The sequence below is a fragment of the Pseudomonas sp. CYM-20-01 genome (assembly GCF_023169845.1).
GTDB lineage: Bacteria > Pseudomonadota > Gammaproteobacteria > Pseudomonadales > Pseudomonadaceae > Aquipseudomonas > Aquipseudomonas azotoformans.
The window spans coordinates 3,756,731-3,778,496 of sequence record NZ_AP025169.1 but is presented as its reverse complement, the minus strand read 5'-3'; the positions used below and the strand labels follow the sequence as shown (position 1 = coordinate 3,778,496).

General features: G+C 62.1%; 21 protein-coding genes. 9 read left to right on the top strand and 12 right to left on the bottom strand.

Annotated features, from left to right (window positions below):
* Window positions 1–68 precede the first annotated feature (68 nt).
* The gene (gene ggt / locus M2497_RS16815) at window positions 69–1,793 is read left to right on the top strand and encodes a gamma-glutamyltransferase (protein WP_248481750.1); all 1,725 of its coding nucleotides are present in this window, start codon (window positions 69–71) and stop codon (window positions 1,791–1,793) included.
* Here the strand turns inward: ggt and M2497_RS16810 are convergent.
* Window positions 1,787–2,908: an NAD(P)/FAD-dependent oxidoreductase gene (locus M2497_RS16810; protein WP_248481748.1), complete on the bottom strand. Its 1,122-nt coding sequence runs from the start codon at window positions 2,906–2,908 to the stop codon at window positions 1,787–1,789. The two genes, ggt and M2497_RS16810, sit on opposite strands and share 7 nt — an antisense overlap.
* A gap of 74 nt (window positions 2,909–2,982) precedes the next feature.
* Here M2497_RS16810 and M2497_RS16805 point away from each other — a divergent pair, with 74 nt between their 5' ends.
* A complete protein-coding gene (locus M2497_RS16805; protein ID WP_248481746.1) occupies window positions 2,983–3,423 on the top strand; it encodes a MarR family transcriptional regulator in 441 nt (146 codons plus the stop codon).
* On the opposite strand, the gene M2497_RS16800 is transcribed toward M2497_RS16805, so the two are convergent.
* The 3 genes from M2497_RS16800 to M2497_RS16790 form a co-directional block, all read right to left on the bottom strand.
* Window positions 3,385–3,933 (bottom strand): AAA family ATPase, encoded by a 549-nt coding sequence (locus tag M2497_RS16800; protein WP_248488220.1) that lies wholly within the window; start codon window positions 3,931–3,933, stop codon window positions 3,385–3,387. The genes M2497_RS16805 and M2497_RS16800 overlap by 39 nt on opposite strands.
* On the bottom strand, window positions 3,930–4,493 hold the full coding sequence (pnuC, locus tag M2497_RS16795) for a nicotinamide riboside transporter PnuC (RefSeq protein ID WP_248481744.1): 564 nt from the start codon (window positions 4,491–4,493) through the stop codon (window positions 3,930–3,932). Before pnuC ends, M2497_RS16800 begins: the two co-directional genes overlap by 4 nt.
* Before the next feature lie 227 nt (window positions 4,494–4,720).
* Entirely contained in the window at window positions 4,721–6,355 is a 1,635-nt protein-coding gene (locus tag M2497_RS16790; protein WP_058426145.1) for a methyl-accepting chemotaxis protein, read from the bottom strand.
* 219 nt (window positions 6,356–6,574) lie between these two features.
* On the opposite strand from M2497_RS16790, the gene M2497_RS16785 reads away from it, so the two are divergent.
* Complete coding sequence (locus M2497_RS16785; protein WP_071495794.1) at window positions 6,575–7,405, top strand: undecaprenyl-diphosphate phosphatase; 831 nt, start codon at window positions 6,575–6,577, stop codon at window positions 7,403–7,405.
* A complete protein-coding gene (locus tag M2497_RS16780) occupies window positions 7,402–7,785 on the top strand; it encodes a DUF1294 domain-containing protein (protein WP_248481742.1) in 384 nt (127 codons plus the stop codon). Before M2497_RS16785 ends, M2497_RS16780 begins: the two co-directional genes overlap by 4 nt.
* On the opposite strand, the gene M2497_RS16775 is transcribed toward M2497_RS16780, so the two are convergent.
* Genes M2497_RS16775 through M2497_RS16765 form a run of 3 tightly spaced genes read right to left on the bottom strand, consistent with a single transcriptional unit; the run spans window position 7,774 to window position 10,474 of the window.
* Complete coding sequence (locus M2497_RS16775; RefSeq protein ID WP_058426148.1) at window positions 7,774–8,130, bottom strand: MmcQ/YjbR family DNA-binding protein; 357 nt, start codon at window positions 8,128–8,130, stop codon at window positions 7,774–7,776. The genes M2497_RS16780 and M2497_RS16775 overlap by 12 nt on opposite strands.
* The gene (locus M2497_RS16770) at window positions 8,127–9,035 is read right to left on the bottom strand and encodes a LysR substrate-binding domain-containing protein (RefSeq protein ID WP_248481740.1); all 909 of its coding nucleotides are present in this window, start codon (window positions 9,033–9,035) and stop codon (window positions 8,127–8,129) included. The genes M2497_RS16775 and M2497_RS16770 overlap by 4 nt, the downstream gene beginning before the upstream one ends.
* A 59-nt stretch (window positions 9,036–9,094) precedes the next feature.
* A complete protein-coding gene (locus M2497_RS16765; protein WP_248481738.1) occupies window positions 9,095–10,474 on the bottom strand; it encodes an NAD-dependent succinate-semialdehyde dehydrogenase in 1,380 nt (459 codons plus the stop codon).
* A gap of 157 nt (window positions 10,475–10,631) precedes the next feature.
* Between M2497_RS16765 and M2497_RS16760 the strand changes: the two genes are divergently transcribed.
* Window positions 10,632–11,558 carry an AraC family transcriptional regulator gene (locus M2497_RS16760; protein WP_248481736.1) on the top strand — a complete coding sequence of 309 codons (927 nt, stop codon included), beginning with the start codon at window positions 10,632–10,634 and terminating at the stop codon, window positions 11,556–11,558.
* On the opposite strand, the gene M2497_RS16755 is transcribed toward M2497_RS16760, so the two are convergent.
* The gene (locus M2497_RS16755) at window positions 11,524–12,714 is read right to left on the bottom strand and encodes an MFS transporter (RefSeq protein WP_248481734.1); all 1,191 of its coding nucleotides are present in this window, start codon (window positions 12,712–12,714) and stop codon (window positions 11,524–11,526) included. The genes M2497_RS16760 and M2497_RS16755 overlap by 35 nt on opposite strands.
* 231 nt (window positions 12,715–12,945) lie before the next feature.
* Between M2497_RS16755 and M2497_RS16750 the strand changes: the two genes are divergently transcribed.
* Together M2497_RS16750 and M2497_RS16745 are read left to right on the top strand one after the other, a co-directional pair.
* A complete protein-coding gene (locus M2497_RS16750; protein WP_248481731.1) occupies window positions 12,946–13,557 on the top strand; it encodes an FMN-dependent NADH-azoreductase in 612 nt (203 codons plus the stop codon).
* A gap of 206 nt (window positions 13,558–13,763) precedes the next feature.
* Complete coding sequence (locus M2497_RS16745) at window positions 13,764–14,801, top strand: dienelactone hydrolase (RefSeq protein ID WP_058426151.1); 1,038 nt, start codon at window positions 13,764–13,766, stop codon at window positions 14,799–14,801.
* On the opposite strand, the gene M2497_RS16740 is transcribed toward M2497_RS16745, so the two are convergent.
* From M2497_RS16740 to M2497_RS16730, 3 genes are all read right to left on the bottom strand, one after another.
* Complete coding sequence (locus M2497_RS16740) at window positions 14,795–15,970, bottom strand: MFS transporter (RefSeq protein WP_248481729.1); 1,176 nt, start codon at window positions 15,968–15,970, stop codon at window positions 14,795–14,797. The two genes, M2497_RS16745 and M2497_RS16740, sit on opposite strands and share 7 nt — an antisense overlap.
* A 278-nt stretch (window positions 15,971–16,248) precedes the next feature.
* Window positions 16,249–17,835, bottom strand: coding sequence for an ABC-F family ATPase (locus tag M2497_RS16735; protein WP_248481728.1), 1,587 nt, complete (start codon window positions 17,833–17,835; stop codon window positions 16,249–16,251).
* A 142-nt stretch (window positions 17,836–17,977) separates the two neighbouring features.
* Window positions 17,978–19,216 carry an MFS transporter gene (locus tag M2497_RS16730; RefSeq protein ID WP_248488219.1) on the bottom strand — a complete coding sequence of 413 codons (1,239 nt, stop codon included), beginning with the start codon at window positions 19,214–19,216 and terminating at the stop codon, window positions 17,978–17,980.
* A 154-nt stretch (window positions 19,217–19,370) separates the two neighbouring features.
* On the opposite strand from M2497_RS16730, the gene M2497_RS16725 reads away from it, so the two are divergent.
* Complete coding sequence (locus M2497_RS16725) at window positions 19,371–20,183, top strand: class I SAM-dependent methyltransferase (protein WP_248481726.1); 813 nt, start codon at window positions 19,371–19,373, stop codon at window positions 20,181–20,183.
* An 8-nt stretch (window positions 20,184–20,191) separates the two neighbouring features.
* Here the strand turns inward: M2497_RS16725 and M2497_RS16720 are convergent, their stop codons facing one another.
* The gene (locus tag M2497_RS16720) at window positions 20,192–20,578 is read right to left on the bottom strand and encodes a TIGR03067 domain-containing protein (protein ID WP_248481724.1); all 387 of its coding nucleotides are present in this window, start codon (window positions 20,576–20,578) and stop codon (window positions 20,192–20,194) included.
* A gap of 278 nt (window positions 20,579–20,856) precedes the next feature.
* Between M2497_RS16720 and lpxO the strand changes: the two genes are divergently transcribed.
* On the top strand, window positions 20,857–21,756 hold the full coding sequence (lpxO, locus tag M2497_RS16715) for a lipid A hydroxylase LpxO (RefSeq protein ID WP_248481722.1): 900 nt from the start codon (window positions 20,857–20,859) through the stop codon (window positions 21,754–21,756).
* Window positions 21,757–21,766: the final 10 nt, after the last annotated feature.

Sequence of the window (21,766 nt, the reverse complement as noted above, 5' to 3'; positions counted from 1 at the left end):
CCATTGCGCTGGGGATTAAATCCGCAACGGGCTATTTTGGTGCGTCCCAATAACTAGAGTAGCCATGGATGAAATACCAACCTTTCAGCCGTACCTTGATTGCCACAGCCCTGGTGTTGACCGTCAGTGGTGTGCAAGCCGCTTCCCAGGCCCCGGTGGCCGGTGAAAATGGCATGGTGGTGACGGCCCAGCATTTGGCAACTCATGTGGGTGTAGATGTGCTCAAGGCCGGCGGTAATGCGGTCGACGCTGCCGTGGCCGTGGGCTATGCGCTGGCGGTGGTGTACCCGGCGGCGGGCAACCTGGGCGGCGGCGGTTTCATGACCGTGCAACTGGCGGACGGGCGCAAGACCTTCCTCGACTTCCGCGAAAAAGCCCCGTTGGCGGCCACCGCCGACATGTACCTGGACAAGGACGGCAAGGTCATCGACGGCCTCAGCGCCAAGGGCCACCTGGCTGTCGGCGTGCCCGGCACCGTGTCGGGCATGGAGCTGGCGCTGAGCAAGTACGGCACCCTCAAGCGCGCCCAGGTCATCGCCCCGGCGATCAAGCTGGCGGAAAACGGCTTTGCGCTGGAGCAGGGCGACATTGACCTGCTGCACACCGCTACCGGCGAGTTTGAAAAAGACAAGGACATGCGCGGGATTTTCCTGCATAACGGCCAGCCGATGCAGGTCGGCCAGAAGTTGGTGCAGAAGGACCTGGCCAAGACCCTCAAGGAAATCTCGGCCAAGGGCAGCGACGGTTTCTATAAAGGCTGGGTGGCCAAGGCGCTGGTGGATTCCAGCCAGGCCGGCAAGGGCATCATCACCCAGGCAGACCTCGACAAGTACAAGACTCGCGAACTGGCGCCCATCGAGTGCGACTACCGTGGCTATCACGTGGTCTCGGCACCGCCTCCCAGCTCGGGTGGCGTAGTGATCTGCCAGATCATGAACATCCTCGAAGGCTACCCGATGGCTGATCTGGGCTATCACTCGGCCCAAGGCCTGCACTACCAGATCGAAGCCATGCGCCACGCCTACGTGGACCGCAACAGCTACCTCGGCGACCCGGACTTCGTGAAGAACCCGATCGAGCACCTGCTGGACAAAAACTACGCGGCCAAACTGCGCGACGCCATCGAACCGCAGAAGGCCGGTGACTCCCAGGCGATCAAGCCAGGCGTGTCACCCCATGAAGGCAACAACACCACTCACTATTCCATCGTCGACAAGTGGGGCAACGCTGTGTCGGTTACCTACACCCTCAACGACTGGTTCGGTGCGGGCGTGATGGCGAGCAAGACCGGGGTGATCCTAAACGATGAAATGGACGACTTCACCGTCAAGGTCGGCGTGCCGAACATGTACGGCCTGGTCCAGGGTGAAGCCAACGCCATCGCACCGGGCAAGGCGCCGCTGTCGTCGATGAGCCCGACCATCGTGACCAAGGACGGCAAGGCGGTGATGGTGGTGGGTACGCCAGGTGGCAGCCGCATCATTACCGCGACCTTGCTGACCATCCTGAACGTCATCGACTACAAGATGAATATCCAGGAAGCCGTGGACGCGCCGCGTTTCCACCAGCAATGGATGCCGGAAACCACCAACCTCGAGCGGTTTGCAGTGAGCCCGGACACCCAGAAGATCCTCGAAAGCTGGGGCCACAAGTTTGCCGGTCCGCAGGATGCCAACCACTTGGCGGCGATCCTGGTGGGCGCACCGTCGCTGGATGGCAAACCGGTGGGTAACAACCGCTTCTATGGGGCGAATGACCCGCGTCGCAATACGGGGCTGTCGCTGGGCTACTGAGGCGTGAGGTGGTGATGCAGGTGGGCCAGGGACAGCGCCAGGCTGTCGTGGGATAACTGGATGGCGGCGCCTTCGGCGCTGCCCTGGGCCGCCGGTATCACCCGTTCGAACATGTGGTTTTCATAGGCCTGCACTGCGGATGAGCAGTCGGGTGTCTCCAGCAGGTGCTGCGCCAGTTCAGCCGCATCCAGCATCGCCGCGTTCACCCCTTCGCCGCCAAACGGCGACATCAGATGGGCCGCATCGCCGATCAGTGTCAACCCCTGGCGGTGGGACCAGCGATGGCCGACGGGCAGGGCGTAGATCGGTCTCGCCAGTACCGTCTCGTTCGCCGCATCAAACAATGCCAATACCTGCGGGTGCCAGCCATGGAACTGGGCTTTCAGTGCGGGCAGGCTGAGGTGATCGGCTGCCCAGTCGGACGGTACACGGAAGATCGCATAGCCGCGCAAATGCGCGTTGGCGTTGCGCTGCACGATGATCGCCTTGGCTTCTCCGGTAACCTGCAGGGTGCCTCGGCCGACCAGTCCGGCGAGATGCGGGTGCTGACAGTCTGCATCGTCGATGCCGAATTCGATAAAGGTCAATCCGCTGTATTGCGGCTGATAGGTCGACAGCAGCGGGCGTATTTTCGACCAGGCGCCGTCGGCACCCACCACCAGGTCGAAGGGCCCGTGGGTGAGCGCGTCTTGATGCAGCGTCCAACGTTCATCACCGGTCGGGCGAACGTCGGTGACGCTGACACCCCAGCTCACACAGTCTTGCGGCAGTGAATCCAGCAGCGCCTGGCGCAAGGCGGTGCGGTCGACTTCAGGGCGGTCGCCTGCGCCCGGGTTGGGGGCTTCGAACAGCAAGCGCCCATGCTGATCCATCAAGCGCGAGCCTTGGTCTTCGTAACGGGCGATGCGTTTGAACGCGTCCTCCAGGCCGGCACGCTGCAAGGCGAGTTGGCCGGATTCGGCATGCAGGTCAAGCGTGCCACCTTGTGGGCGCTCCAGCGGGCTACGTTCACGTTCAAACACGCTGGCGTTGACGCCATGGCGGTAAAGGATTCGCGCCAAGGTCAACCCGCCGGGGCCGGCGCCGACGATGGCGATGCGCAACGAGGTATGCATGAAGTTGTCCTTGGCGATGTTTACAGGATCCTATACATTTAGTTCATAGGATCCTATGGAAAGTCAACGCCCTCATGAAGATTCAAACGCCTGCTCCAAACCCCATGCAACAGATCAGCATGGCGAACCGGGGGTTCATCCGCCTCTACGAAGGTCGCCTGAGAGCGCTGGGCTTTGCTGTCGCGCAGATTCCGGTGCTGGTGGCGCTCAAGCGCAGCGGGGGGTTGCCCCAGGCCGAACTGGTGCGCATCGCCCGTGTCGAGCAATCGAGCATGGCCCAGTTGCTGGGTCGTATGGAGCGTGACGGCATGATCGAACGGGTGGCTGACCCGGCTGACAAACGCAGCCGCTTGATTACCCTGACCGACGCGGCGCGCGAACGCATGCCCGCCGCCCGCGCGATCATGCTGCAAGGCAGCGCGCAGGCGCTGGAGGGGTTCAGTGAAGAGGAGGAGGCGACCTTGCTGGCGTTGCTGCTAAGGGTGAATGCCAACCTGGAGCGTGCCGGAGAGTAGCTGTTCAACCGCTGCAAATGCGCTGGCGCGGCGCTGTGCCCAATGACCACGAATCACCAGGGCGGGCTGCTGATGGTGCTCGATCCACTCCAGGCCGCCTCGGAAGAACGCTTGGCGATCCGCCAGCTCCGGCTGGCAGCGCTGGCCGTCGGCGGTCCATTCCACATCGTCCGGCGAGAGCAGCAGGTGCAGGTCGTAGTGGCGGGCCAGCAGTTCGCTGTCGAGCCAGGCGGGGTAGTCGCCGAACAGGGTCTGGCTCCAGAGCTTGTTGGTCAGCAAGTGCGTGTCGAGGATCAGCAGTTCGGGCTGCCGGGCGCGGGCGGCGTCTTCCCAGGCCAGTTGGCCTCGGGCAATGGCCGGGATGTCGGCCAGGGTGGTGTCGCGCTGATGGTGATCGATGAAATGGCGTACGTATTCACCGACCATCAACCCGCCGAAATGCGCTTGCAACTCTGCCGCCAGCCAGCTTTTACCGCTGGATTCCGGGCCGGCCAGTACCACCACCTTCATGGGTGCAACGCCGGGTCGGCGCGCCATTCACGCCAGCCTTGCACGGCGATCACGGTGAACAGCGCGTAGAGCGCTGCGGTGAGGTACAGGCCTTTGTAGAGGAACAGCCCGACGAAGATCACATCCACCGCGATCCACAGTGGCCAGCACTGTACGCGCTTCTGCGCCATCCACATCTGTGCCACCAGGCTGAAGCCGGTGAGGGCGGCGTCGAGCCAGGGCTGGGCGGCATCGGTCCAGTGGGCCATGGCCGCACCGAGCAGCAGGCTGCCCACCGCACCCACGGCCAGGCTGGCGATGATCGCCGGCACGCCCAGGCTGGTGACCTGGCGCCCTTGCTTGACCTCGCCGGCGCGGGTCCACTGCCACCACCCGTAGACCTGCAGCGCGGCGTAGACCACCTGCAAGAGCATGTCGGAATAGAGCTTTACGTCGAAGAACACCCAGGTGTACAGCAACACCATCACCAGCCCGATCGGCCAGCACCAGGGGTTTTGCTTGACCGTCAGCCATACCGCGATCACCCCGAGGGCAGCGGCGAACAGTTCAAGCCCGGACATGATGGTTCCTTGGGGGAGTGGGAGAGGGCGGGGATTGTAACCAAAGAAGAATGCTGCGGGCATTATCTCTGTAGTGAGCGGGCTTGCCCCGCGTTGGGCTGCGTAGCAGCCCCATAAATACGGCGCGTACTGCCTGACAGTAAGCGGTGTCTGGTTTTAGGGCTGCTGCGCAGCCCAACGCGGGGCAAGCCCGCTCGCCACAACAAGCCCGCTCGCCACAAGCAGCATCAGATTTTGAATTGGCGCAGCAGGCCGTCGAGCTGTTCACTCAGGCCACGCAACTGTCCACTCGCCACGCTCGATTGCTCCGCCGCCAGCGCGGTGCTGTGGGACAAGCCCGCCGCCTGGGTGACGTTCTGGTTGATGTCTTCCACCACATGGGCCTGTTGCAGCGTCGCGCTGGCAATCGAGGCGTTGAGGCCGTTGAGGTTGCGCAGCGCTTGGCCGATGGCGGTCAGGCTGGCCCCGGCCTGGCCGGCTTGTTCGATGGTCAGTTGCGAGGCGCTGTGGCTGTCGCTGATCACCTTGACCGCGGCTTCCGAGTGGCCTTGCAGGCGCTCGATCATGCCCTGGATCTCGGCGGTGGACTTTTGTGTGCGCTGGGCCAGCAGCCGCACTTCGTCGGCCACCACCGCAAAGCCACGACCTTGTTCGCCGGCGCGGGCTGCCTCGATCGCGGCGTTGAGGGCCAGCAGGTTGGTCTGGTCGGCAATCGAGCGGATCACTTCGAGCACGCTGCCGATCTGGGTGCTTTCGGCGGACAGGGTGCGGATCACCTCCACCGCCTGGCTGATGGTGCCGGAGAGCTGGTCGATCTGCTGCAGGCTGCCGTCGATATTGACCTGGCCTTGCTGCGCCTGGGCCTGGGCGTCGCGCATTTCGCTGGCGGCGTGTTCGGCGTTCTTGGCTACATCCTGCACACCGTAGGTGACTTCGTTGATGGCGGTGGCTACCAGTTCCATCTGCTGGGACTGCTGCTGGCTGCGATCATGGGCCTGGGTCGCATTGGTGCCCAGTTCCTGGGACGACTGGCCCAGGGCGTTGGCGCATTCCTGCAACTGGCTGACCACCTGGCGCAGCTTGGCGGTGAAGCTGTTGAAGTGCCGGGCCAGTTGGGTGACTTCGTCCTGGCCGTGGGTGTCGAGGCTGCGGGTCAGGTCGCTTTCGCCGCTGGCGATGTTGCCCATGGCGTTCACCGCGTCCTGCAACGGCCGCACGATGCTGCGGGCGATCAGCGCTACCAGCAACGCCATGAGCACCGCGATACCCAGGCCGATAAACGAGGCTTTCCACACCTGGCCGCTGAACTCGGCCTGCACATCGTCCACGTACACGCCGGAACCGATGATCCAGCCCCACGGCTCGAACAGTTGGATGTACGAGGTCTTGGCCACCGGCGCTTCCGCACCCGGTTTCGGCCAGCGATAGTTGACGATGCCCGCGCCCTTGGCCTTGGCCAGGCTCACGAATTCGTTGAACACCGCAAAACCGTCGGGGTCGCGGATGGCCGAGAGGTTCTGGCCGTCGAGCTTGGGGTTGGCCGGATGCATGATCATCACGGGCGTGAGGTCGTTGATCCAGAAATAGTCGTCGTGGTCGTAGCGCAAGCCGCGCACGGCACTCAGGGCTTGTTTCTGGGCCGCTTCGCGGGTCATCACGCCGGTGGTTTCGAGGCCGTGATAAAACGTCAGGATCCCGCTGGCGGTCTGGACCACGTGTTGGGTCTGTTGGCGCTTGGCCTGGTAAAGGTCGCCGTGGATCTGCTTGAGCATCAGCAAACCCAGGGCCAGCAGCATCAGCACGGCGACTATCAGGATCAGCCAGAGACGCCGGCTGATCGACATATTGCGCAAACTGTTCATCGTCCTGTCACTCCGTGCTTTTTATAATTGTGGGCGCCGCATCGACTTTTTCGCCTTGTCTGATAGGCTTTCGGCCTGTATTCGGAAAACCTGAATACTGTCTGATTTTTCACAAGATTTTTGCGTGCCGGGGTTGAGAATCAGCCCCGGGTCTTGTCGTCAGTGAACCATTAAAAAGATCAGCAAGGCTTGCCATAGAGCAAGACCTTTGGGGGAAGCATGGATTTTTGGACCGCCATACAGGCATTGATTCTTGGCGTTGTGGAGGGGCTGACCGAGTTCCTGCCGATTTCCAGCACCGGCCACCAGATCATCGTCGCCGACTTGATCGGCTTCGGCGGCGAGCGTTTCGAGGCCTTCAACATCATCATCCAGCTGGGTGCGATCCTCGCCGTGGTCTGGGAGTTTCGCCGCAAGATTCTCGACGTGGTCATCGGTTTGCCAAGCCAGCGCAATGCCCAGCGCTTTACGGTCAACCTGATCATTGCCGTGTTGCCGGCAGTGGTATTGGGGGTGATCTTCGCCGACCTGATCAAGCACTACCTGTTCAACCCGATCACCGTGGCGACCGCCCTGGTGGTCGGCGGCATCATCATGTTGTGGGCCGAGCGGCGCCAGCACCGGACCCACGCCGAGTCCGTTGACGAGATCACCTGGAAAGATGCGATCAAGATCGGCTTCGCCCAGTGCCTGGCCATGATCCCCGGCACTTCGCGCTCCGGTGCGACCATCATTGGCGGCCTGCTGTTCGGCCTGTCGCGCAAGACCGCGACCGAGTTTTCGTTCTTCCTGGCCATGCCGACCATGGTCGGTGCCGCGCTGTACTCGGGCTACAAGTACCGTGACCTGTTCCAGCCGGCGGATTTCCCGGTGTTCGCCATCGGCTTCGTGACCTCGTTCATCTTCGCGATGATTGCGGTCAAGGGCTTGCTCAAGTTCATCGCCAGCCACAGCTACGCGGCATTTGCCTGGTACCGCATCGCGTTCGGCCTGCTGATCCTGGCGACCTGGCAGTTCGGCTGGATCGACTGGACGGCGGTCAAGCCTTGAACATCCAGTATCCGCGCTTGAAGGCGGCGATCTTTATAGTGTTGTGCGCGGCGCCGTTGATAGGGGCCGCCCTGGTCTGGTATCGCGGCGAGACGCTGATCCCGCTGGCGGCCTATGGCGTGGTCAGCGTGGTTGCGTTTTTCCTGTACTGGAGCGACAAGCGCAAAGCACAGACCGATCGCTGGCGCACCCCGGAAAACATCCTGCACGCCGTGGAGCTGGCGGGCGGCTGGCCGGGAGCGTTGATTGCCCAGCAGGTGTTCCGCCACAAGACGCGCAAGGTGTCTTACCAGGTGTTGTTCTGGGTGATCGTGTTGCTGCATGAGGTGTTCTGGCTGGACCAGTTGTTCCTCGGCGGCACTTTGCTCTCAGTCCTCTAGCAGCAACCCGACCTGCGTGCGCTTGGGCAACTTGCTCACCACCAACTGGTGGGAGCGTTGCAACAAGCCACGCAGTTCTTCGGCGCCCAGCGGGTAGGGCGTGTTCATGATGACCCACTGCGCACGCGCCAGGTACGGCGCCGGGTGGATGCCCGGGCGATCCACATGGCCGAGGAACAGCTCCTTGTCGACCTTGAACGCCAGCGAGTCACCGCGCAGGTTTTGCAGGGCGAACATCTTGTTGCCGGCAATCGAGAACACCCGCACTCCACCCCATTTGTAGTCTTCGCGCGCGCCGGGCAGTGCCAGGCAGAACGCCGCGACTTGTGCTTCGGTCATCTTCATAGCAAGCGGTCTCCACAGCCTTTGAAGCCTTCCTCAAGGTAGTCGATCCAGGCGCGGATCGCCGGCAGCACGCCGCGCCGATGCGGGTAGACCGCCTGCAGCCAACCGCCCGGCAACGACCATTCGGGCAGCAGTTGTACCAATCGGCCGTTCGCCAATTCCTCTTCGCAGTACATCATCGGCAGTACGGTAAAGCCCAGGCCCATGATGGCGCTGGCTTTACGCACGATAAAATCGTCGATACCCAGGCGGGCTTCCATCGCCAGGTCGTGGGCGTTGCCCTGGGGGTCGAGAATGCGTTGATGCACCAGGCGGTCCGCCTCCAGCGCGCCGAGAATCGGCAACTGCTTGAGGTCATCCAGGGTCGCAACCTGACGCCCGAGCATCATCGTGGGGCTGGCCACCAGCACGGTCTGGGCCTGGCGCAGGCGTTTGGTCACCAACAGCGGGTCTTCATCGCCGAGTTCGCGCACGCGCAAGGCCACGTCGATGCCTTCGGCCACCAGGTCGACGCGGCGGTTGACCAGGGTCATCTCCAACTGCACCTGAGGGTGGGCGGCAAGAAAACCGGCGACCAGCTCCGGCAGGATGTGCTGGGCCATGCCCACCGGGCAGCTCACCCGCAGTCGCCCACGGGGCTCGCTGGACATGCTGGCCACGGCCTCATCGGCCATTTCCGCCTCCAGCAGCATGGCCTGGCAATGACGCAGGTAGCGCTCGCCAACGGCGGTGAGGGTGAGTTGACGGGTGGTACGTTGCAGCAGGCGTGCGCCGAGGCGCTCTTCCAGCTCGGCGATGCGCCGCGACAGCCGCGACTTGGGAATCCCCAGCAGCCGGCCGGCGGCGGCGAAACCGCCGGCTTCGACGACTTTGGCGAAATAGTAGAGGTCGTTGAGGTCTTGCATGATCAACCTATTGTCCTGTCAATGGGACGCACTATCCGCGCCTGACGAGGGCAAATCCACTACAAATGCGCACCGCCCATCAACACATACTTCACCTGCACGTACTCTTCGATCCCGTAGTGGCTGCCTTCACGGCCATAACCGGACTGCTTGATCCCGCCAAACGGCACGGACGCGGTGCCGACCGATCCTGAGTTGAGAATCACCATGCCAGCCTCCAATTGGCGCGACAGGCGCAACGACCGCCCCAATGCGCTGGTGTAGGCATAGGCGACCAGGCCGAATTCCGTCTGGTTGGCGCGGGCGATCACTTCTGCTTCGTCCTTGAACGAGTAGATGGCGAACACCGGCCCGAAGATCTCCTCGGTGGCCAGGGGGGAGTCGTCCTGCAAGCCGGTCAATATCGTCGGCTCGTAGAACAGGCCGCCCTTGGCGTGGGGTTTGCCGCCCATCAGCACGCTGGCTCCGGCAGCCTTCGCGGCTTCCACCAGGCGCACGACCTTGTCGAAACCCGCTTGATTGACCAACGGGCCGACCACAAAGCCTTCACGCAGGCCCTGGTCCACTTCGATCTCGGCCACGGCGTGCTTCACGCGTGTGATGAAGTCGTCGAGGATGCTGTGCTGCACAAAGATCCGGTTCGGCGAGATGCATACCTGGCCGGAGTTGCGCAGCTTGGCACCGACCAGTCCCTTCACCGCCTCATCCAGGTTGGCGTCCTGAAACACGATAAACGGCGCGTTGCCGCCCAGCTCCAGGGTCATCTTCTTGATGCTCGCCGCGCATTGTGCGACGAGCAATTTGCCAACGCCGGTGGAGCCGGTAAACGAGATCTTGCGGATACGCGGGTCGCCCGTGAGGATCAGGCCGATCGCCTTGGGATCGCCCACTACCACCTCCAGCACGCCTTCCGCGATCCCGGCTTTGCGGGCGTATTCGAGCAATTTGAACGCGGTGAGCGGCGTATCCTCGGCAGGCTTGATCACCATGGTGCAACCGGCGGCCAGGGCCGTGGCGACCTTGCGGGTGATCATCATGAATGGGAAATTCCATGGGGTGATCGCGGCGACCGGGCCGATGGCCTCCTTGGTCACCAGCACAGTCGCGTTGCGGTCATGGGTGGGGATCGTGTCGCCGTACACGCGTTTGGCCTCTTCGGCATACCACTCGATAAAACCCAGGCCGTAGTCGATCTCGCCACGGGCTTCACTGAGGCATTTGCCGTTTTCGCGGCAGAGCAATTCGGCGAAGGCTTCCTTGTCGGCCTTGACCGCGTCGTGCCAGCGGCGCAGGAGGTCGCTGCGCTCCTTGGCCAGCCTGGATGACCAGGCGGGAAAGGCGGCGCAGGCACGGTCGACGGCGGCTTTGACCTGGCTGCTGGTGTTCTGGGCGACGCGGCCGACTTCTTCACCGGTAGCAGGGTTGTAGACGATAAGCATGGGGAGTCTCCGAGGGCTGAAAGTGCTGTTTCAGGCTACGCAGAGACAGTGTTTGAGCGAATATCCATTCCAATGTGCTGATTGCCTATTCCTATGAGGACGTAGCCTGGATGTGGATTGCGCGTTACCGTGGCACTTTGCACAGAGGCCTGGATCCATGGACCGTACAGACAGAATCATCGCGCTGATGGACGCCCTGGCGCCTGTCGAGGGCTATAACCTGAGCGCACTGGACGACGTGCGCTTCCTGCGCTCCAACCGTCCGTTGCAGCGGGTGCCGGTGCTGTACGACCCCGGCATCGTGATTGTCTGCCAGGGGCGCAAGCGCGGATATCTGGGGGATGAGGTCTACCTGTACGACGCCCAGCACTACCTGGTGGTGTCAGTGCCGGTGCCGTTCACCATGGAGACCGACGCCAGTGAAGCCGAGCCGATGCTGGCGGTGTACCTGCGCCTGGACTTCACCCTCGCGGCGGAACTGATGGTGGCGCTGGATGCGTTTCCGGCAATGGTCGACGCCAAGCCGCGCGGCATGTATTCATCGCCCATGGATGACTTGCTCGGTGAGTCGTTGTTGCGCTTCCTGCAAGCCATGCGCACGCCGATGGACGCGCACATCCTCGGCCCGGCGCTGATGCGCGAAATCTACTACCGGATTCTCACGGGCGAGCAGGGCGGTTCGATGCGCGCCGCGTTGAATCGCCAGGGGCAGTTCGGCAAGGTGGCGCGGGCGATTCGCAAGATCCATGGGTGTTATCCCCAGCACCTGGACGTGGAGGCGTTGGCCCGGGAGGCGATGATGAGTGTGCCGAGCTTTCACGCGCATTTCCGCACGGTCACCGACACCTCGCCGATGCAGTACCTCAAGTCCACGCGTCTGCACCAGGCGCGTTTGCTGATGCTGCGCAGCGATATCAGCGCCGCCACGGCGAGTGCCAAGGTCGGCTATGAAAGCGCATCGCAGTTCAGTCGCGAATTTAAGCGCTTCTTCGGGCGCACGCCCCAGGCGGAAATCCAGTGGATGAAACGCACCTATGCGTTGCCGGCGCCTACGTCGGCGTCGATGTACGTCTCGTCCCATTGAGCAGGGTCAGCAGCAGCGCCAACCCGGCGAATGCTGCGCCGGTCAGCGCCTGGCCTTGCCAGCCGTAGTGCGCTGAGGCAAAGGCGCCGCTGGCCGAGCCCAGGGCGCCCCCGATGAAGTAGACCACCATGAAAACGGTGTTCAGGCGGCTGGTGGCGGCCGGTTCCAGGGCCAGCACGCGGGTCTGGTTGGCGAGCTGGTTGATACGGTTGCCGAGGTCGAGGAAGGTCGCCGCGATCAGGATCGGCCACCACCAGCCCTGGGGGCCGAACAGGTAGATCAGCACGAAGGCCGCCAGCACGGTAGTAATACCGAGCCATTCCAGAAAACCGCCGTGGCGCCGAGTCTGCCGGCCGATGGTCGAGGCGCAGAGAATGCCGACGATGGCGGACAACCCGAGCAGGCCTGCCTGGGCGCTGGAGAACCCGTAGGGTGGCGCGGCCAGCAGCGCGGCCATGGAGCCCCAGAACACGTTCAGCGCACCGAAAACCAGTGCAGCCTTGATCGCCGATTGCCGCAGGGTGGGGTACTGCGTCGCCAGGCCCCACAGGGACTTGAGCAAGGCTCCGTACGCCAGTTTGCTGGTGGAGACCGAGGCGGGCATGCGCGTCAGGATTGCCATGAACAGCAGCACATCCAGTGCGGCGGCGAGGGCGAACATGCCGCGCCAGCCCAGCCAGCCGCTGACCACGCCGCTCACAGTACGCGCCAGCAGGCCGCCGGCGGACAGGCCGCTGACCATCAGGCCAAGCACCGCGCCTTTTTGCATGGGGTCACTGAGGTCGGACGCGGCGGGGATGATCACTTGGGCGCTGATACCCGACAGGCCCAGCAGTACGCTGGCCACCAGCAACCCGGCATAGGAGGGGGCGGTGGCCGAGGCCAGCAGGCTGGCAAAGTTCAGGCACAGCACCGCAAGAATCAAGGTGCGACGGCTGATGCGGTCGCCCAGCGGTACAAACAGCAACAGCCCGCAGGCGTAACCCAGCTGGGTGAGCATCGCGATCTGCCCGACATGGGCGGTGGACACCCCAAATGTGTCCGCAATCAGCGGCAGCATGGCCTGGTTGTAATAAATCGTGGCGACCGAAAACCCGCAGCAGATGGCGAGAATCAGGGTCAGGTCCTTGGTCAGGGCTGGGGCGTGTGGCTGCATGGCGGGCTCAGTGGTGATCGCAATGGCGGCGAGAATGCAGCGAAGCTGGCGCCAAATCCAGCGTTGCAGAGGATCGGGCAATAACTCGGCTGGATCAGGCCATGCTGTGCTTGGATTGTCTCACTGGCGGGACAAACAGTCGCGTTTCAACGGTCTAATCCTTTATTCGGATCATCTGTAGGATTAACCTCACTTGATCGCCCCACCGCGATCCTCACTTGGAGATCCCGCATGAAACTGTTGCATATCGATTCCAGCATTCTCGGCGACAACTCGGCGTCCCGTCAGCTCAGTGCGGGCGTGGTCAAGGCCTGGCAAGCGGCTGAAGCGGGTGTGGAAGTGACCTACCGTGATCTGGCCAGCGAAGGCATCAACCACTTTTCCGGCGCAACCCTCGGTGCCTTGGGCACTGCCGCTGAGCTGCGTGATGCCGCGCAGAAGCATGAGGCTGACCTGAGCGCTTCGTCGCTGGCTGAATTCCTCGCTGCCGACGCGGTAGTGGTTGGCGCACCGATGTACAACTTCACCATTCCGACCCAGTTGAAAGCCTGGATCGACCGTATCGCCGTCGCCGGCCAGACCTTCCGCTACAGCGAAGCCGGCCCTGAAGGCCTGTGCGGCAACAAGAAAGTCATCATCGTGTCCACCGCAGGCGGCCTGCACGCCGGCCAGGCATCGGGCGCGGCCCACGAAGGCTACCTGAAGCTGTTGTTTGGCTTCCTCGGCATCACCGATATCGAAATCGTGCGTGCCGAAGGCCTGGCCTACGGTGATGAAGTGCGCAGCAAGTCCCTGAACGACGCCAACGTAGTCATCAACGAACAATTGTTCGCCGCCGCGTAAGGCTTGTGTAAATTCCGCCTTTGCTCGGTTTCATTCTGAAGCCGGGCGCCTAAACTCTGTATTCTGCTCGCCTCAAAACGAACGGAGTACGGAGTTTTTTCGTTTGTGCGCTGTCATTACTTTGGCCCAGGTTGTGCAAGCATGGGTTTAACACCCTGGACTTTTTTCGATATGTCGGTTCTCACGCAGCAAAGGTGGACATCCCCATGATGCGTCTTTGTGCTGTTATGGTTCTTTCCCTGCTCGGCGGCCTGATTTCAGTGCACGCCGCACCCGCGCCGCACCCGCATTGGAGTGTGGGCTTTCACCGCATGACGTTTCTCGATCCGCTGGACCTGCAACCCATGAAGGCGATCGCCTTCTATCCCTCTACCGATCTAGAGCACACCACACAGGTGGGTGCCTATCACGTCGCCGCCACCGAAGATTCCAAGATCGCCATCGGCCGTTTCCCGATGCTGATGCTGTCCCACGGCAACACCGGTACGCCCCTGGCACTGCATGACCTGGCCACGTCACTGGCGCGCAAAGGCTTTGTGGTGGTGGCGGTGCTGCACCCGGGTGACAACTACAAGGATCACAGTCGCCTGGGCACGGTGAGCAACCTGTATGGTCGGCCGATCCAGATTTCCGAAGCGATCACCGCCACCCTCGGCGACCCGATGCTGTCGCCATTCGTCAACGTCGACCAGGTGGGTGTCATTGGTTACTCAGCCGGGGGTGAGACCGCGTTGATCCTGGCCGGCGCCAAGCCGGATTTCGACCGCCTGCGCCGGTATTGCCAGGAGCGTCCGGAAGATCGCGATGCCTGCACCACCAAGGGCGAGCTGGTGGTGGACCGTGACGACCTGCAACCGCAATCCGACCCGCGCATCCATGCCCTGATGTTGATGGCGCCGCTGAGCCTGATGTTTGGCCGCCACACCCTGGCCGATGTGCATGTGCCGGTGCTGCTCTACAGTGGCGACGGCGACAAGTTGGTGGCGGTGGATAAGAACGCGGCTGCACTGGCGCGCAAACTGCCGGAGCCACCGGACTTCAAGCTCTTGGCCGGGGCAGGGCACTTCGTGTTCATGGCACCGTGTGACAGCGATCAGTTGGCAACGATGCCGGCGATTTGCACCGATGCCGACGGGGTCGACCGCGAAGGCATTCACCGCGACCTGATCTCCGAGGCGGGACGGTTCTTCAGTCACACCCTCGGCCAATCCACCCGCGCAGGCTTGCAGACGGCGGATCAGTAAGCGCGGCGCATGAGCAGCAGGGTCACGCCCAGGGCGGTGACCGACAACAGCGCCGCGCAGAAGAAAATCCAGCCGTAGCCGAGGTTGAGCGCCACGGCGCCCATCAACGGCCCGGCAATCGCCAGGGCCAGGTCAAAAAATACCGCATATGCGCTCAGCCCCGCGCCACGGCTGCTGTTGGGCACCTGCTTGATGGCTTCCACACCCAGCGCCGGGTACACCAGCGACAGGCCAAAGCCGGTCAGCCCGGCGCCAATCAATGCTACGCCGGTAGACGGCGCCAGCCACAGCAGGGTCAGGCCGAGGGTTTCGATGGTCATGCAGGCAATGGCTGCGCGGAACCCGCCGAAACGGCTGATGGCAGAGATAAACACCAGTCGCGACAGGATAAAGCACACGCCGAATACCGTGAGGCAGTACGCCGCGCCGGCCCAGCCGCGATTGAGGTAGTACAGGGTGATAAAGGTAGTGAGGGTGCCGTAGCCAATCGAGGCCAGGCACAGGCTGGCGCCAAACGGCGCGATACGTCCGAACACCGCCCAGAACGGCAGCCGTTCACCGCGCACCACTGGCACCGAGGGTTTATTGCGGATCAGCAGCAACCCGAGTGCGGACAATACTGTCAGTGCGATGCCGAGGCTGTTGTAGCCATATTCCGCGACCATCACCACGCCAAGCGGTGCGCCAATGGCGATGGCACCGTAGGAGGCGATGCCATTCCACGAGATCGACCGTGCAGTGTGTTCCGCACCGACGGCGCCCATGCACCAACTGATGGTGCCCACGCCGATCAGGCCTTGGGCGACGCCCAGCAGCAGCCGCGCAACGATCAGGATACCCAGGCTCAACGATGGCAGGCTTGCCACCAGCGTGGCGAAGAACGTCAGTACGCCACTCAGCAGAATCCCGGCCAGGCCCAGCACAATCGCACGCTTGGTGCCGACGTTGTCGGACATGCGCCCGGCCATGGGGCGGCTGAGCAGCGTCGCCAGGTACTGCGAACCGATGGTGATCCCTGCCACCACTGCGCTGAAACCCAGTTGCTCATGCACATAGCCAGGAATTACCGCAATCGGCAGGCCGATGCAGATAAATGCGATGAAGGTGTAGAAGACGATGGAGACGATCTGCAGGGTGATCGATATCGAGCTGGGGGCGGCGGCAGGCATGGGCACTCGTTCGCGGGCGGGCGGTGCGGGCATGATGGCAAGGGCGCGGGGGAAAAGGAAGCTGGCTAACTACTTTGTCTGATGAACAGGCTTTGCGCGGTAAACGATGCCGTTGTGGTGAGCGGGCTTGCCCCGCGTTGGGCTGCGAAGCAGCCCCAATAGAAAACACCGCGTTCTGTCAGACAGAGCGCGGTGTTTTTTTAGGGCCGCTTCGCGCCCCAACGCGGGGCAAGCCCGCTCGCCACAACAAGCCCGCTCACTACAATAAATCGAGTGCTTTAGAACACCACACCCTGGCTGCGCAGGTAATCGTCATAGGTGCCGCTGAAGTCGATCACGCCGTCGGCGCTCAACTCGATGATGCGGGTGGCCAGGGACGAGACGAACTCACGGTCGTGGCTGACGAAGATCAGCGTGCCCGGGTAGTTCTCCAGCGCCAGGTTCAGCGCTTCGATGGATTCCATGTCCAAGTGGTTGGTCGGTTCGTCCATGATCAGTACGTTCGGCTTTTGCAGGATCAGCTTGCCGAACAGCATGCGGCCTTGCTCACCACCGGAAATCACCTTGACCGACTTCTGGATTTCGTCGTTGGAGAACAGCATGCGGCCCAGGGTGCCACGGATCATTTGCTCGCCTTGGGTCCACTGGCCCATCCAGTCGAACAGGGTCACGTCGTCTTCGAAGTCATGCGCATGGTCCTGGGCGTAGTAGCCCAGTTCCGCGGCGTCGGTCCACTTGATGCTGCCGGCGTCCGGGGTCAGTTCGTTGACCAGGGTGCGCAGCAGGGTGGTCTTGCCGATACCGTTCGGGCCGATGATCGCCACGCGCTCGCCGGCTTCGACCTGGAAGCTGAAGTCCTTGAACAGCGGTTTGCCGTCGAAGCCTTTGGCCATTTTTTCGACCATGACGGCCTGGCGGTGCAGCTTCTTGTTCTGCTCGAAGCGGATGAACGGGCTCACCCGGCTCGATGGCTTGACTTCGGCCAGCTGGATCTTGTCGATCGCCTTGGCACGGGAGGTGGCCTGCTTGGCTTTCGAGGCGTTGGCCGAGAAGCGGCTGACGAAGGATTGCAGTTCGGAGATCTGCGCCTTCTTCTTGGCGTTGTCCGACAGCAGTTGCTCGCGGGACTGGGTCGCCACGGTCATGTACTCGTCGTAGTTGCCCGGGAACAGGCGCAGCTCGCCGTAGTCCAGGTCAGCCATGTGGGTGCACACGCTGTTCAGGAAGTGACGGTCGTGAGAGATGATGATCATCAGGCTGGAGCGCTGGGTCAGGATGTTTTCCAGCCAGCGGATGGTGTTGATGTCCAGGTGGTTGGTCGGTTCGTCGAGCAACAGCACTTCAGGGTCGGAGAACAGCGCCTGGGCCAGCAATACGCGCAGTTTCCAGCCTGGAGACACTTCGCTCATCGGGCCGAAATGCTGTTCCAGCGGAATACCCAGGCCCAGCAGCAGTTCACCGGCGCGGGATTCGGCGGTGTAGCCGTCCATCTCGGCGAACTCGGTTTCCAGCTCGGCCACGGCCATGCCGTCTTCTTCGCTCATTTCCGGCAGCGAGTAGATGCGGTCGCGCTCGGCCTTGACCTTCCACAGCTCTTCATGGCCCATGATCACGGTGTCGAGCACGGTGAATTCTTCGTAGGCGAACTGGTCCTGGCGCAGTTTACCCAGGCGTACGTTCGGCTCCAGCATGACCTGGCCGCCGGACGGGTCGAGGTCGCCGCCGAGGATTTTCATGAAGGTCGACTTGCCGCAACCGTTGGCACCGATCAAACCATAACGGTTGCCAGCGCCGAACTTGACCGAGACATTCTCGAAGAGCGGCTTGGCGCCGAACTGCATGGTGATGTTAGCTGTGGAGATCAATTACTTTACCTATCAATGGGTTGCGAGCGTGTCGGCAGGAGCCTTCAGGCATGCGTCAACAGCGACATCAAGGCGCGAAACCCGGTCGCTGAGCAGAAAATGGGGGATGTGTGTTGGAATTTGGCGCGCATTGTCGCATATGTCAGGCGACAGTTGTATGTCCGGCGAAGGAAGGTTTCGCCAGGGTCTCCGGCATTGCCAGCCATAACAACGCCAAGGCCAGCGCTGCGACCCCGGCCAGGGTCAGGAATGCCGCGTTGTACCCGGCCTGTTGCACCACGAAACCCGCCAGGCTGCTGCTCAGTGCCGCGCCCAGACCAAACACGGTGGAAAGGGCGCCCAGGCTGACGTTGAAGCGGCCGGTGCCCTGGGTCAGGTCCTTGACGATCACCGGGAACAGCGCGCCGAAGATTCCCGCGCCAATGCCGTCGAGCATTTGCACGGCCACCAGCCAATAAGGGTCGCTGGACAAGGTGTAGAGCACGCCGCGCAGCGGCAGGATCATGAAACCGGCCATCAGCAGCGGTTTGCGCCCCCACAGGTCAGCCTTGAGCCCGACCAGCCAGGCTATCGGCACCATCACCAACTGGGCGGCGACGATGCACGCCGAGGTCAGTGGCGTGGCCATCTGCAGGTTGATCTGCGACAGCTTCTGGCTGACCAGCGGCAGCATGGCGGCGTTGGCCAGGTGAAACAGCGCGCAGCAGATGGCAAACAGTAGCAGCGGGCGATTCGCCAGCAGCACTTTCATGCCGGACGGTTGTTCATGGTCGGTGTGATGTGCCGGGTCGAAGCCGCGGGCCACTTCATGGTCGATGGCCTCGGCGGACACACAGCTGATCGCAATGATGCTGGCGAGTGCCATGAACGCCATCAGGTAAAACACCACCACTGGACCAAACAAGTAGGCCAGGCCGCCGGCCAACAGGGCGGCCACGGCATTGCCGGCGTGGTTGAAGGTTTCGTTGCGTCCGGTGCGGCGGGTGAACGCGCGCGGCCCGGTGATCCCCAGGGAGATCGCGGAAATCGCCGGTGCAAACACCGAGGCGGCGACGGCACTGGCGGCCTGGGTCAATGCCACCAGGCTGAACGAGCTGACAAAGGGCAGCAGCAGGCAACTGGCGGTTACCACAATAGCGGCCAGCGCGATCACCGCGCGCTTGCTGCGGGTGCGGTCGATCAATGCGCCCGCCGGGCCTTGGGTGATCAATGCGGCGATACCTGCCAGGGTCATGACCACGCCAATACTGGCCGGGTCCCATTGGTGCACGGCCAGCAGGTAAATGGCCAGATAGGGTCCGAGGCCGTCGCGTACATCCGCCAGGAAGAAATTCAGGCTGTCGAGGGACAAGGTGTTACGCAGGTCGGAATGTTTGGCCACGGCGAGCACTTCGCAAGCGGTGTTCAAGGACTGAACACGCATTGCGTTAGTGACCCGCAGGCGTTGCGTTAAGTTTCGTGCGTTAGCCGGGTTTTATTCCGTGGGTACATGGCTTATTTTCTGAGCCCCTCTGTATGGATTATCTGGAGACGCAATGGACATGCCCTCAGCTCAACAGGCGATTGCCTGCAACAAAGACGCCTGGGATCAATCGGCCGGCCTGCACAAGACCACCGACACCTGGAAAGCGTTGCTCAACAGCGTCGGCCAAGCTGACTTTTCCTGCCTGGATCCTACGATTACCGGGCTGCTGCAAGACGTTGGCGTGGCCGGCAAAGATGTGGTGCAACTGTGCTGCAACAATGGCCGCGAAAGCCTGTCGCTGTTTGGCCTGGGCGCACGTTCGGTGGTGGGCGTGGACCAATCCCCGGCGTTCCTCCAGCAGGCCTGGGAGCTGGCCGATGTCTCGCCGCACAACCCTGAGTTTATCGAGAGTGACATCCATCATCTGCCGCAGGCGTTACACGGGCGCTTTGACATCGCCCTGGTGACAATTGGGGTGCTGGGCTGGATGCCGGACGTGGCGCTGTTCATGCAGCAGGTCGCCCTCACCCTGAAACCCGGCGGCACCTTGGTCATGTATGAAACCCACCCGTTTCTGGAGGTGTTCGATCCACGGGCGCCAAACCCGTTCCTGCCGGCCAGTTCCTACTTCCAGCACGAACCCTTCGTACTGCAGGAGTCGATTGTCTATGAGGGGCAGGGCGAGGTGGCCGGGCCGACGTCCTATTGGTATGTGCACACCCTGGGCGATGTGGTCAGTGCCGCGATTGGCGCCCAGTTGCAGATCGTTCACCTGCAGGAGTATCCCCACTCCAACCGCGAAGAACTCTACGACCAATACGAGCACCAGCCCGCACAATTACCGATGTGCTTTACCTTGACCGCTACCAAGCGTCTCGACTGAGGCGTCTTTCAGTCGCGGCGCACGAACGTGCGCATGGTTTGCCCAGGGCCTGTGCTGAACGTGGTTGGCCTGGGCATACCTTCGTCGGCGGCAATGAACACAAATTCATCACCGTCGAGGCGATAACTGGCGGGCAAGTGTTTGCCTGCGTCATCTCCCATGGAGTCGATCCAGGTAATGCGCTTGGGCACGGTGCTGCTGTCGAGGAAAAAACGTCCTGCCAGCAATACCTCGCCGCTGACCGTTTTCACTTCGAAGCTGTCGCCGTTGATCGTGGTGATTGCGCCAGGGGCCGTGTGCGCGTCGATGGGGTTGAGCACGCCGCTGTCTTCGAGTGAGGTTTGCTCCCACGCACCTTGCAGCGCTTGAAAGTCCGGATCCAAAAGGGATGACATACAAATTCCTTTTTGTTGAAGGGGAAATCGTCGATGGCGATGCCTTTTATCATTTGAAGCTGGATTACGCAGCACATTCGCAAGACAGCTTTTCACAATTCTTAGTTAACTTTTGGTTACAACCTGTGGCTAAATAACTGCAAAGGGCCACGCGCCGGGTGGTCACTCAGCCGGTCGTGCCGATTGTGTGAATTGTGATTTCAGGTGCTGCTATCCATCCTCGTCCGTTGTGGGCACGCAGGAGCAGCCTGTTCTCTTCTGACTTGTGACGAAATCCCTTGAAACTCATCATTGTTGTTCTCTACGTTGCCTCGATTGCGTATGTACACTTACGTGGCCGGGTGCGGCATAAGCTGGGCCGCCAACTCAGCGATCATTCGACCTTCCTGGCGCCGATCAACTGCTTTCTCTATCTCTTCTCTAAACTACCCAGCCGACCCTACCTGTCGCCCAACGATTTCCCTGACCTGAGCCCGCTCCAGGAACATTGGGAAGAGATCCGCGAGGAAGGCCAGAACCTGCTGCGCGCCGGCGAAATCAAGCGCTCGGAGCAGTACAACGACGTGGGTTTCAACTCGTTCTTCAAGTCGGGCTGGAAGCGTTTCTACCTGAAGTGGTATGGCGACAGCCACCCGTCGGCGATGAAGCTATGCCCGCGTACTACCGAACTGGTGCAGAGTATCGGTTCGATCAAGGCCGCGATGTTCGCCGAACTGCCGCCGGGCTCCAAGCTGGTGCGCCACCGCGACCCGTATGCCGGCTCGTATCGCTATCACCTGGGCCTGGACACGCCGAACGACCCGGGCTGCTACATCAACGTGGACGGCGAGAACTACTACTGGCGTGATGGCGAGCCGGTGATGTTTGACGAGACCTACATCCACTTCGCCGAAAACACCACGCAGCAGAACCGCATCATTCTGTTCTGCGATATCGAGCGCCCGATGAAATACCGTTGGGCCGCGGCGTTCAATCGCTGGTTCAGCCGCAACGTGATGGCGGCCGCGGGCTCGCCCAACGATGCCGGCGACAAGACCGGCGGCCTCAACCGCGCCTTCACCCGGCTGTACAAGATTCGCTTGCGCGGTAAAGAGCTGAAAAAGCGCAACCGTACGCGTTACTACCTGGAAAAATGGGCGATCTTCGCAACCCTGGCGGCGATCTTCCTGCTCATCTGAGTGTTTCGGG